This window comes from Pseudomonas sp. ML96 (assembly GCF_000761545.1).
Lineage (GTDB): Bacteria > Pseudomonadota > Gammaproteobacteria > Pseudomonadales > Pseudomonadaceae > Aquipseudomonas.
This window is the reverse complement of sequence record NZ_JPMY01000009.1, coordinates 180,403-192,720: the sequence shown is the minus strand read 5'-3', so window position 1 is coordinate 192,720 and position 12,318 is coordinate 180,403. Positions and strand designations below refer to the sequence as shown.

The following is a 12,318-nucleotide window of genomic DNA, read 5'->3' as shown; positions in this document are numbered from 1 at the left end:
ATTACAGCGCTGGCCTGCCGTTGGTCGGCCTGGCTCAGGCGCCGCGGCAGGGATAGCGGCGCAGGCTGTCGACCAGGTCGCGGCCGGGAATCGGCCGGTCGAACAGGTAGCCCTGGCCGACGTCGCACTGCTGGCGCCGCAGGAAACCGAGTTGGGCGGCGGTCTCGATACCCTCGGCGACCACCTTGAGCTTGAGGTTGTGGGCCATGGCGATCACCGCCGAGGTGATCTCCATGTCGTCCTCGTTCTCCGGGATGTCCTTGATGAAACTGCGGTCGATCTTGATCACGTCGATCGGGAATTTCTTCAGGTAGCTCAGAGACGAGTAGCCGGTACCGAAGTCGTCCATCGCCAGGGTCAGGCCCAGGGCCTTGAGGCGCGCTACCTGCTGGCGGGTGGCGTCGTTGCCTTCCAGCAGCAGGCTCTCGGTCAGCTCGACTTCCAGCAGCTGGGCGGGCAGGCCTTCCTCTTCGAGGATGGCGGCGATCGAGCCGACCAGGTCGGGGTCGGTGAACTGCTTGGCCGACAGGTTGATCGCCACCTGCACCTGGCCCAGGCCGAGGGCGGCCAACTCCAGGCTGGCGCGGCAGGCCTGGCGCACTACCCACTTGCCGATGGGGATGATCAGCCCGGTGTCTTCGGCCACGCTGATGAACTGTTCCGGGCTGATCATGCCCTTGTCCGGGTGCTGCCAGCGCAGCAGCGCCTCGAGGCCGACCAGTTGGCCGCTCTTCAGGCACAGCTTGGGCTGGTAGTAGACCTCCAGCTCGTTCTGGGTCAGCGCGCGGCGCAGGTTGTTCTCGACGAACAGTTTGTAGCTGGCCTCGGCGTTGAGCGCCTCGGTGAAGATCTGTACCTGGTGTTTGCCGTTGGCCTTGGCCTTGTGCAGGGCCAGGCCGGCATGCTTCATCAGTACATGTGGGTCGTCGCCGTGCACCGGCGCGCAGGCCATGCCGACCGAGCCGGTGACGCTGATCAGCTGGTTGTCGACGAACAGCGGCTTGTCCAGGGTCGCCAGCAGCTCCTGGGCGCGCTGCAGGGTGGCGGCCTGGTCGGCGCCATCGAGCAGCACGGCGAATTCGTTGCTGGCGAAGCGCGCCAGGCTAGTGTTCTTGCCCAGGCTGTTGCGCAGGCGACGGGCCAGGTTGGCCAGCAGCTTGTCGCCGGTCTGGTGGCCGAGGCTGTCGTTGATCCGCTTGAAGTTGTCGATGTCCACCAGCAGCAGGCCGAAGGCCTGGCCATCGCCGCGGGCGAAACGTTCTTCCAGGCAGCGGATGAAGTGCGGGCGGTTACCAAGGCCGGTGAGGTTGTCGCTGTAGGCCAGGCGCTCGATGCGCTGCTGGGCCAGCTTGCTCTCGGTGATGTCTTCGTAGATGCCGATGTAGTGGGTCAGGTCGCCGTCGTCGTTGTAGACCTTGGAGATCGACAGCTGGCCCCAGTAGGGCTCGAGATTCTTGCGCCGGCTGCGGAATTCGCCCTGCCAGCTGTTGCGCTCGGCCAGCCCGGACTGCGGGTCGAACAGCAGGTCACCGAGGTTCTCCAGTGCCGGCAGCTGGGAGATGCGCCGGCCCTGCACTTCCTCGGCACCGTACTGGGTGATCGAGGTGAAGCTCGGGTTGACGTACTGCACCAGGCCGTCGCGGTCGAACAGCAGGAAGGCGCTGACGCTCTGCTCCACGGCGCGCTGGAAGAGGAACAGTGCGCTGGTGGCGTCGCGCCGCTGCTGGTTGCTCATGACCTGGGCGAACTGGTCGGCCAGCTCGCCGGCGAAGGCAATCTCGTCGGCCTGCCAGGTGCGCGCCGGGCCGATGTGCTCCAGGCACAGCACGCCGACCACTTCGCCGCCGAGGCGGATGGTGGCGTCGAGCATGGCGCTGATGCCCAGCGGCTTGAGGTAGCCGCGGGCCAGTTCATTGGTGCGCGGGTCGCGCTGGGCGTTGTGCGCGTCAATGGCGCGGCCGCTGTGCAGCGCCTCCAGGTAGCGCGGGAACAGGCTGGCGTCGATGGCCGCCGGCATTTCGTGGCGGTCGATGTCGCGGCGGTACAGGGCCACCGGCTCCAGCTGGTCGCCGATCAGGTGCCAGACGCTGGCGCGGGCCACGTCGTAGGTCTCGCAGGCGGCTTGGGTGATCAGCTCGGCGGCTTCCTTGAGCGGGTCCAGCGCGCTGTAGCGATGCCGCGCCAGGCGCACGATCAGGCTCTGCTGGGCGCGCGAACGGATCAGGTGCTGCAGGTGTTCTTCCTGGGAATGCTGGTACAGCTCCAGCGAGGTCTGCAGTTTCTGGTTCTGTTCTTCGAGCTCCTGCTGGCGCTGCTCGGCCAGGCTTTCACCGGCTTCGACGGTGACCAGCAGGTAGCCGCGCAGCAGGAAGCGCCCGCGCTGCTGGAAGTTCTCGCCTACCTCCAGCAGGTGCAGGGCGCCGTTGGGCGTATGCAGGCGGTAGCGCACCGAGTAGTGCTGCGAGCTGGCCAGCTGCTGCTGGATCTCGTCGTGCAGGCGGTAGCGCGCCTCGGGCTCCATCAGGCTGGCGTAGGGCGAATCGAGCAGGGCGCAGAGTTCGCCGGCGCTGACGCCGAGCTGGCGTTCACAGGCGGGGTCGAGGAACAGCAGGGTCCAGCTGGGTTCGTTGATTCGTTCGAAGCGCAACATGCCCAGGCGTGACGGCACAGGCAACTGCGTCACAACCTCGACCGCCGAACGGCTGGCGGCATCGGGATGGCTTTTCATCGAACGACTGGCTTCCTTATGCTGCCGCTTCAGGGCAGGCTTGGAACCCCTGGCGCGCCGGTTCATCGGTTCGCGGACGGGTTCACAGGTTTGTTACATCAACCAAGTTCGGCAAGGGTGCATCATGCGGCTGGGACTGACAAGAAGACTGAGCGGGTTATTGCTGATGCTGAGCCTGGGCACCGGAGCCCAGGTGCAGGCCAGTGAGGCCCAGCTGGGCGGGGAGGAGCAGGCGCGTTATCTGGCCGAGCTCAAGCGACTGTATATGACCAAGGACGAGCGCAAGGCGCTGCTGGCGCACAGCAACGCGCTGCTCGACACCTATGCCCTGCGCGCCGGCTACCAGCTGGGCAAGGCGCCGGCGCAGCGCAGCGACCTGCGCTACCAGCTGAGCATCGCCGCCCCCGGCGAGTTGCTGGTGCGGCAGGAGACCCGTCAGGAGCAGAGCAACAACCTGGCGGTGAGCAACCAGCGCCTGTCGGTGTTCGGCCTCGATCCCTATATCCGCTACGAGTGCCCGACCAGTGGCATCACCTGCGTGCTGAGCAATCCGGCCGACGGCAGCCCGTGGATCACCGTTCTGCGCGACCACCAGGGCGCAGCCGACCTGGCCAAGGCGATCAGCTTCCTGATTCGCAACCTGCAGAAGAACTGATCAGTCTGTTCATGCAAGAGCCCCGCTTCGGCGGGGCTCTTTCGTTATGGCTTGGAAAAGTCGTGCTCAGCTGGCGGCGGAGGTCAGCGTGGCCGGATCGCGCGATTTGCCCAGCCACACCAGGCCCAGGCCGCCCAGGGCCAGCGCCGCGCCAACCCAGGGTACCGCCGCATAGCCCAGGCCCTGGCTGATGGCCGCGCCGCCCAGGGCCGCGCCCACGGCGTTACCCAGGTTGAACGCGCCGACATTGACCGACGAGGCCAGGCCCGGTGCCTGGGCCGCGGCCTGCATCACGCGCATCTGTACCGGCGGCACGATGCCGAAGGCGGCCGCGCCCCACAGCACCAGGCCGATGGCGGCGCCGATGTGGCTGCTCATCAGCAGCGGCAGGGCCAGCATGATCAGCGCCAGGGCGGCGAGCATCAGCTTGGTCGCGCCTTCCAGCGACCAGTCGGCCAGACGCCCGCCCAGACTGTTGCCCAGGGTGAAACCGATGCCGATCAGGACCAGGGCGAAGGCGACGAAGCTCGGGCTGGCCTGGGTGAGGTCGGCCAGTACCGGCGCCACGTAGGTGTACAGGGCGAACATCGCGCTGGCGCCGAGCACGGTGGTGCCCATGGCCAGCAGCACTTCGGGGCTGGTCAGCACCTTCAGCTCGCGGCGCACGTTCGGCCGGGTACCCGGCTCGCCCTTGGGCAGTGCCAGCCACAGCGCGGCTATGGTGACCAGGCCGAGCACGGCGGTGCCGCCGAAGGCCAGGCGCCAGCCCACCTGCTGGCCGAGCCAGGTCGCCGCGGGCACGCCGCCGATATTGGCCAGGGTCAGGCCCATGAACATGGTGGCGATTGCACTGGCCTGCTTGTCACGCGGCACCACGCTGGCTGCCACCACGGCGCCGATGCCGAAGAACGCACCGTGGTTGAGGCTGGTGACCAGGCGCGACAGCAGCAGGGTGGTGTAGCTCGGGGCGAGGGCCGAGAGCAGGTTGCCGAGGGTGAAGATGAGCATCAGCGCGATCAGCGCCGAGCGCTTGCCGAAGCGGCTGAACAGCAGGGTCATGATCGGCGCGCCGACCGTCACGCCGATGGCGTAGGCGGAAATCAGCATGCCGGCGCTGGGGATGTCGACCTGCATGCCGTCGGCGATCACCGGGAGCAGGCCCATGGGAGTGAATTCGGTGGTGCCGATGGCGAAGGCGCCAATGGCCAGGGCAAACAAAGCGGCTGAAGACTTCACGGCGCCTCTCCTCTGGTTAAGTGGACGTGGTTGCGGTTTTTCTATGGCGCGCAGTGTGTCGCTTTGATCTTTGCTGATTAAGCCGTGTATCTGGCAAATACATTTGACTGAAAGTCAGTAATCGCCGATCCCAGCGCATAAAAAAGCCCCGCCAGATTGGCGGGGCCGAGGAGTGAGGCGTCGATGCCTCAAAGCACAGCGTGATGCGTTACAGCAGCAGGGTGCGGATATCCGCCAGCACGTCGCCCAGGCGCTTGGTGAAGCGCGCGGCGGCAGCGCCGTTGATCACCCGGTGGTCGTAGGACAGCGATAGCGGCAGCATCAGCTTGGGCTGGAACGCCTTGCCATCCCACACCGGCTGCATGGTCGCCTTGGACACGCCGAGGATCGCCACTTCCGGCGCGTTGACGATCGGCGTGAAGCCGGTACCGCCAATGTGGCCGAGGCTGGAGATGGTGAAGCAGGCGCCCTGCATGGCGTCGGCCGAGAGCTTCTTGGTGCGCGCCTTCTCCGCCAGTTCGGCGGCCTCGGCGGCCAGTTGCAGCAGGCTCTTCTGGTCGACGTCGCGGATCACCGGGACCAGCAGGCCATCCGGGGTATCGACGGCGAAGCCGATGTGCACGTACTTCTTGCGGATCAGCGCCTTGCCGCTCGGCGCCAGCGAACTGTTGAAGTCCGGCAGCTCCTTGAGCAGGTGGGCACAGGCCTTGAGCAGCAGCGGCAGCACGGTCAGCTTGACGCCGGCCTTCTCCGCCACCGCCTTCTGCGCCACGCGGAAGGCCTCCAGCTCGGTGATGTCGGCGCTGTCGAACTGGGTCACGTGCGGTACGTTGAGCCAGCTGCGGTGCAGGTTGGCGGCGCCGACCTGCATCAGGCGGGTCATCGCCACTTCTTCCACTTCGCCGAACTTGCTGAAGTCCACGGCCGGGACCGGCGGGATGCCGGCGCCGCCGGTCGCGCCAGCGGCGGGAGCGTTCTTGGCCTGTTGCAGCATGGCCTTGACGTAGTTCTGCACGTCTTCCTTGAGGATGCGGCCCTTCGGGCCGGTGCCCGGCACGGCGGCCAGGTCGACGCCGAACTCGCGGGCGGTCATGCGCACGGCAGGACCGGCGTGGACCTTGCTGCCATCACGCACCGGCGCGGCGACCGCTGCAGCTGCGGCGGACAGCGCGGCGATGGCGCCAACCTCGGCGGCCACCGCAGGGGCGGCGCCCGGCGGGGTGCTGTGCACGGACGCAGCGGCTGCCGGGGCGGGAGCTGCGGCGGCAGGTGCCGGAGCGGCAGCGGGTGCTGCGCCAGCGACCTTGAGTTTTAGGATCAGGTCGCCGGTGCCGACTTCGGCGTCCAGCTTGACCAGCACTTCCTCGACCACGCCGGCGGCCGGCGAGGGGATCTCCATGCTGGCCTTGTCCGACTCCAGGGTGATCAGCGATTGATCAGCCTCGATGCTGTCGCCGGCCTTGACCATGACTTCGATGACCTTGACCTTGCCGCTGGTGCCGATGTCCGGCACATGCACGTCCTGCACGCTGGCGGCGGCCGGAGCCGCTGCAGGGGCTGCAGCAGGCGCAGGGGCCGGTTCGGCGGCCTTGGGCGCTTCGGCGGCAGCCGGGGCGGCTGCGGGTTCTGCGGCCGGGGCGGCGCCCTCGACCTCCAGCTCCAGCAGTTCGTCGCCGGTCTTCAGCTTGTCGCCCAGCTTGACTTTCAGGCTCTTGATCACCCCGGCCTTGGGCGAGGGGACCTCCATGGAGGCCTTGTCGGATTCCAGGGTCAGCACGCTCTGGTCGGCTTCGATGCGATCACCGACCTTGACCAGCAGCTCGATCACTTCACCTTCGCCGCCGATATCGGGTACGCGAATCAACTCGCTCACAGTGCGTCTCCTCAGCAGTCCAGGGGGTTGGCTTTTTCAGGGTCGATGCCGAACTTGGCGATGGCGTCGGCCAGCACCTTGGCTTCGATCTCGCCACGGTCGACCAGCGCTTCCAGCGCAGCCAGGACCACCCAGTAACGGTCCACCTCGAAGAAGTGGCGCAGTTTCTTGCGGGTGTCGCTGCGGCCGAAGCCGTCAGTACCGAGCACCTTGTATTCCTTGCTGGGCACCCACTGGCGCACCTGCTCGGCGAACAGCTTCATGTAGTCGGTCGAGGCGACCACCGGGCCTTTGCGCCCGCCCAGGCATTCCTGGATGAACGCCTGCTTGGGCTTCTGCCCCGGGTGCAGACGGTTCCAGCGCTCCACGGCCAGGCCGTCGCGGCGCAGTTCGTTGAAGCTGGTGACGCTCCACACGTCCGAGCCGATGTTGAACTCGTCACGCAGGATCTTCGCCGCCTCGCGCACTTCGCGCAGGATGGTGCCCGAACCCAGCAGCTGCACGTGGTGTGCGGCTTCCTTCTTGTCCTCTTCGAGCAGGTACATGCCCTTGATGATGCCGTCCTCGGTACCGGCCGGCAGGGCCGGTTGCTGGTAGGACTCGTTCATCACGGTGATGTAGTAGAAGACGTTCTGCTGCTGCTCGATCATCTCCTTGATGCCGTGACGGATGATCACCGCCAGCTCGTAGCCGTAGGTCGGATCGTAGGTGCGGCAGTTGGGGATGGTCGCGGCCATGATGTGGCTGTGGCCGTCCTCGTGCTGTAGGCCTTCGCCGTTCAGCGTGGTGCGGCCGGCGGTGCCGCCGATCAGGAAGCCACGGGCACGGCTGTCGCCGGCGGCCCAGGCCAGGTCGCCGATACGCTGGAAGCCGAACATCGAGTAGAAGATGTAGAACGGCAGCATCGGCTGGTTGTGTGTGGAGTACGAGGTACCGGCGGCGATCCAGCTGGACATGGCGCCGGCCTCGTTGATGCCTTCCTCGAGGATCTGGCCCTTCTTGTCCTCGCGGTAGAACATCACCTGGTCCTTATCCACCGGCTCGTAGAGCTGGCCGACCGAGGAGTAGATGCCGAGCTGGCGGAACATGCCTTCCATGCCGAAGGTACGCGCCTCGTCCGGCACGATGGGCACGATGCGCGCGCCCAGGTCCTTGTCCTTGACCAGCTGCGAGAGGATGCGCACGAAGGCCATGGTGGTAGAGATGTCGCGGTCGCCGGTGCCGTCGAGGATGGCCTTGAGGGTTTCCAGCGGCGGGGTCGGAATGCTGAAGCTCTGCGCGCGGCGTTGCGGCACGAAACCACCGAGGGCGGCGCGACGCTCGTGCAGGTATTTGTACTCCGGGCTGCCCGGCTCGGCCTGCACGAACGGCAGGTTCTCCAGCTCGTCGTCCTTGACCGGGATGTCGAAGCGGTCGCGGAATTTCTTCAGGCTGTCGATATCGACTTTCTTGGTGTTGTGCGCGGTGTTCTTCGCCTCGCCAGCACCGGTGCCGTAGCCCTTGATGGTCTTGGCCAGGACCACGGTCGGCTGGCCCTTGTGGTTGACCGCCTGGTGGTAGGCCGCATACATCTTGTAGGGGTCGTGGCCGCCGCGGTTGAGGTTCCAGATCTCCTGGTCGGAGAGGTCCTTGACCATCTCCTTCAGCTCGGGGCTGTTGAAGAAGTGCTCACGCACGTAGGCCCCGTCCTTGGCCTTGTAGTTCTGGTACTCGCCGTCGATCACTTCGTCCATGCGGCGCTGCAGCAGGCCGTCGGTGTCCTTGGCCAGCAGCGGGTCCCAGAAGCGGCCCCAGACCACCTTGTTGACGTTCCACTCGGCGCCACGGAACACGCCTTCCAGTTCCTGGATGATCTTGCCGTTGCCGCGTACCGGGCCGTCCAGGCGTTGCAGGTTGCAGTTGATCACGAAGATCAGGTTGTCCAGCTTCTCGCGGCCGGCCAGGGAGATGGCGCCCAGGGATTCCGGCTCGTCGCACTCGCCGTCGCCCATGAAGCACCAGACCTTCTGCTTGCCGGCGGGAATGTAGCCGCGGCTTTCCAGGTACTTCATGAAGCGCGCCTGGTAGATCGCCTGGATCGGGCCCAGACCCATGGACACGGTGGGGAACTGCCAGAAGTCCGGCATCAGCCACGGGTGCGGGTAGGAGGACAGGCCCTTGCCGTCGACTTCGCGACGGAAGTTGTTCATCTGATCTTCGCTGATGCGACCCTCGAGGAAGGCGCGGGCGTAGATGCCAGGGCTGGCGTGGCCCTGATAGAAGATCAGGTCGCCGCCGTGTTCTTCGGTCGGGGCCTGGAAGAAGTAGTTGAAGCCGATGTCGTACAGGGTCGCCGAGGAAGCGAAGCTGGAGATGTGACCGCCCAGGTCCGGGTCCTGCAGATTGGTGCGCATCACCATGGCCAGCGCGTTCCAGCGCACCAGCGAGCGGATGCGGCGCTCCATGAACAGGTCGCCCGGCATGCGAGCCTCGTGGCCGACCGGAATGCTGTTGCGATAAGGCGTGGTGATCGCGTACGGCAGCTGGGTGCCGCTGCGGGTCGCCAGTTCGCCCATGCGGGTCAGCAGGTAGTGGGCGCGGTCTTCACCTTCTTTGTCGAGAACGGATTCGAGGGCTTCCAGCCACTCCTGGGTTTCGACGGGATCGAGGTCTTGCATGGCTTGCTCCATGGCGGAAAGGCTTCCAGAATCAGAGGCCTGGGCTCGTGCACGCGTTTTGGGCGGGCTACGTGAAGTCGTGGTCGACCAATATGCTCGTGGTCGCTTTTGTAGTTTTACTACATTTCGATGGCGTCTGTGGAGTCCAGGGCACAATCTTTAGTAGTAAAACTACAATTTTCGGCGAGGGCAGGGGCGCCTTAGGAGCTAGGGCGAGCCGCCCGTCCCCAAGGATAGACCATGAGTTTGCCCGTACTGGCTGCCCTTCCTGATGTCCTGCATTCCCTCTCCGAACGCGCTCGGCCGCTGCTACCGGCGGGCTGGCCACAGCCTCGCGGCGAGGCGCTGAGCAGGCTCTGCACCCTCAGCGACTTCGTCTACGAGCAGCTCGTGCGCGATCCGGCCCTGCTGGAAACGCTTGCCGACAGTGGCGAGCTGGAGCGGCGCTTCGCCGCCGGTGAGCTGCGCGGCCAACTGCTGGAGCTGCTGCAGGACTGCGCCGACGAGGACGAACTGGGCCGCCGTCTGCGGCGTTTCCGCAACCGTCAGCAGGTGCGCATCATCTGGCGCGACCTGACCCGCCAGGCCGACCTGGCCGAGACCTGCCGCGATCTTTCCGACCTGGCCGATGCCTGCATCGATGGCGCCTACCAATGGCTTTACCCGCGTCACTGCACGCAGTTCGGCACGCCGATCGGGCGCAACAGCGGCGAAGCGCAGCACCTGGTCATCCTCGGCATGGGCAAGCTCGGCGCCTTCGAGCTCAACCTGTCCTCGGACATCGACCTGATCTTCGGCTACCCGGAAGGCGGCGAGACCGAGGGCGTGAAGCGCGCGCTGGATAACCAGGAGTTCTTCACCCGCCTGGGCCAGCGCCTGATCAAGGCGCTGGACGCCATCACCGTCGACGGCTTCGTGTTCCGCGTCGATATGCGTCTGCGCCCCTATGGCTCTGCCGGCGCGCTGGTGCTCAGCTTCAACGCCCTGGAGCAGTACTACCAGGACCAGGGGCGCGACTGGGAGCGCTACGCGATGATCAAGGCGCGCGTGGTCGGCGGCGATCAGGCAGCCGGCAAGCAATTGCTGGAGATGCTGCGGCCCTTCGTCTACCGGCGCTACCTGGACTTTTCCGCCATCGAGGCGCTGCGCGCCATGAAGCAGCTGATCCAGCAGGAAGTGCGGCGCAAGGGCATGACCGACAACGTCAAGCTCGGCTCCGGCGGCATCCGCGAGGTGGAGTTCATCGCCCAGGCCTTCCAGCTGATCCACGGCGGTCGCGATCTCAGCCTGCAGCAGCGGCCGCTGCTCAAGGTGCTCGATACCCTGGAGGGGCAGGGCTACCTGCCGCCGCCGATCATCGCCGAGATGAAGGAAGGCTACGAATTCCTGCGCTACACCGAACACGCCCTGCAGGCCATCGCCGACCGCCAGACGCAGATGCTGCCGGACAACGACACCGACCGCGCGCGCGTGGCCTGCATCATGGGCTTTGCCGACTGGGCCGCCTTCCATGAGCGCTTGATGTACTGGCGCGGGCGTATCGAGTGGCACTTCCGCCAGGTCATCGCCGACCCGGACGAGGAAGACGGCGAGGTCGATACCTGCATCGGCGGCGAATGGCTGCCGTTGTGGGAAGAGGCGCTGGACGAGGAGATGGCCGGCCGCCAGCTGGCCGAGGCCGGATTCGCCGAGCCGGCGGCCGCGCTCAAGCGCCTGATCGATCTGAAGAACGGCACTCAGGTACGCACCATGCAGCGCCTTGGACGCGAGCGTCTGGACGCCTTCATTCCGCGCCTGCTGGCGCAGGCGGTCGAGCATGACAATCCCGACCTGGTGCTGGAGCGGGTGTTGCCGTTGGTGGAGGCGGTGGCGCGGCGTTCGGCCTACCTGGTGCTGCTCACCGAGAACCCCGGGGCCCTGCTGCGCCTGATCACCCTGTGCGCGGCCAGCCCGTGGATCGCTGAACAGATCACCCGCTTCCCGCTGCTGCTCGACGAGCTGCTCAACGAGGGCCGCCTGTTCAGCCCGCCGCTGGCACCGGAGCTGGCGGCCGAGCTGCGCGAGCGCCTGACGCGGATTCCCGAGGACGATCTGGAGCAGCAGATGGAGGCGCTACGCCACTTCAAGCTGGCCCACGGCCTGCGTGTGGCCGCCTCGGAAATCGCCGGCACCCTGCCGCTGATGAAGGTTTCGGACTACCTGACCTGGCTGGCCGAGGCGATCCTCGACCAGGTGCTGGCCCTGGCCTGGCGCCAGACCGTGGCCAAATACGGCAATCCACGGCGCGCCGACGGCAGCCTGTGCGATCCGGACTTCGTCATCGTCGGCTACGGCAAGGTCGGCGGCCTGGAGTTCGGCCATGGCTCGGACCTCGATCTGGTGTTCATCCATGACGGCGACTCGCAGGCCGAGACAGATGGCGCCAAGCCCATCGACGGCGCGCAGTTCTTCGCCCGCCTGGGCCAGCGCATCATCCACCTGCTGACTACCCAGACTACCTCCGGACAGCTCTATGAAGTGGATATGCGCCTGAGGCCCTCGGGAGCGGCGGGTCTGCTGGTCAGTTCGCTGTCTGCCTTCCAGCGCTACCAGGAGAGCGAGGCCTGGACCTGGGAGCATCAGGCCTTGGTGCGCGCCCGCGTGCTGGTGGGCTGCGCGCGGGTGACCGGCGCCTTCGAACGGGTGCGTGCGGCGATCCTCGAACGCCCGCGCGACCTGCCGCAGCTGCAGGCCGAAGTCAGCGAGATGCGGGCGAAGATGCGCGACAATCTGGGCAGCAAGGAAACCGCCGCCGGCACCGCGGAAAATGCCTTCGAGGCCGCGACTTCCTTCGATCTGAAGCAGGACGCCGGAGGTATCGTCGATATTGAATTTATGGTGCAATACGCGGCCCTGGCGTGGTCGCGGCAGCATCCCGAGCTGCATCGCTACACCGACAACATCCGCATTCTCGACGGCCTGCGCGACGTGGGATTGATGCCCGCCGCCGACGTCGAACTGCTGCAGGAGGCCTACAAGGCCTATCGCTCCGCCGCCCACCGGCAGGCGTTGCAGAAACAACCGGGCAAGGTCGCCGGCGACCAGTTCGCCGCCGAACGGCGCAGCGTGATGCGCCTGTGGCGCGAGCTGGGTCTGAGCTGACCTTCCCCTGAACCGATGAAGACTGAGG

6 protein-coding genes are annotated in these 12,318 nt (G+C 66.4%); 2 read left to right on the top strand and 4 right to left on the bottom strand.

The features are described from left to right. Positions 1-34: 34 nt before the first annotated feature. Positions 35-2,728: an EAL domain-containing protein gene (locus IP89_RS06525; RefSeq protein ID WP_043308494.1), complete on the bottom strand. Its 2,694-nt coding sequence runs from the start codon at positions 2,726-2,728 to the stop codon at positions 35-37. Positions 2,729-2,894: 166 nt separating this feature from the next. Here IP89_RS06525 and IP89_RS06520 point away from each other — a divergent pair, with 166 nt between their 5' ends. Then, positions 2,895-3,383: a hypothetical protein gene (locus IP89_RS06520; RefSeq protein WP_043308535.1), complete on the top strand. Its 489-nt coding sequence runs from the start codon at positions 2,895-2,897 to the stop codon at positions 3,381-3,383. A 66-nt stretch (positions 3,384-3,449) separates the two neighbouring features. Here the strand turns inward: IP89_RS06520 and IP89_RS06515 are convergent, their stop codons facing one another. The 3 genes from IP89_RS06515 to aceE form a co-directional block, all read right to left on the bottom strand. Beyond that, positions 3,450-4,619: an MFS transporter gene (locus tag IP89_RS06515; protein WP_043308492.1), complete on the bottom strand. Its 1,170-nt coding sequence runs from the start codon at positions 4,617-4,619 to the stop codon at positions 3,450-3,452. A 208-nt stretch (positions 4,620-4,827) separates the two neighbouring features. Next, positions 4,828-6,492 carry a dihydrolipoyllysine-residue acetyltransferase gene (gene aceF / locus IP89_RS06510; protein WP_043308491.1) on the bottom strand — a complete coding sequence of 555 codons (1,665 nt, stop codon included), beginning with the start codon at positions 6,490-6,492 and terminating at the stop codon, positions 4,828-4,830. An 11-nt stretch (positions 6,493-6,503) separates the two neighbouring features. Then, the gene (gene aceE, locus IP89_RS06505; RefSeq protein WP_043308534.1) at positions 6,504-9,149 is read right to left on the bottom strand and encodes a pyruvate dehydrogenase (acetyl-transferring), homodimeric type; all 2,646 of its coding nucleotides are present in this window, start codon (positions 9,147-9,149) and stop codon (positions 6,504-6,506) included. A gap of 240 nt (positions 9,150-9,389) precedes the next feature. On the opposite strand from aceE, the gene glnE reads away from it, so the two are divergent. After that, positions 9,390-12,290, top strand: a complete 2,901-nt coding sequence (gene glnE / locus IP89_RS06500) for a bifunctional [glutamate--ammonia ligase]-adenylyl-L-tyrosine phosphorylase/[glutamate--ammonia-ligase] adenylyltransferase (protein WP_043308489.1) — start codon at positions 9,390-9,392, stop codon at positions 12,288-12,290. The last annotated feature ends 28 nt before the right edge of the window (positions 12,291-12,318 follow it).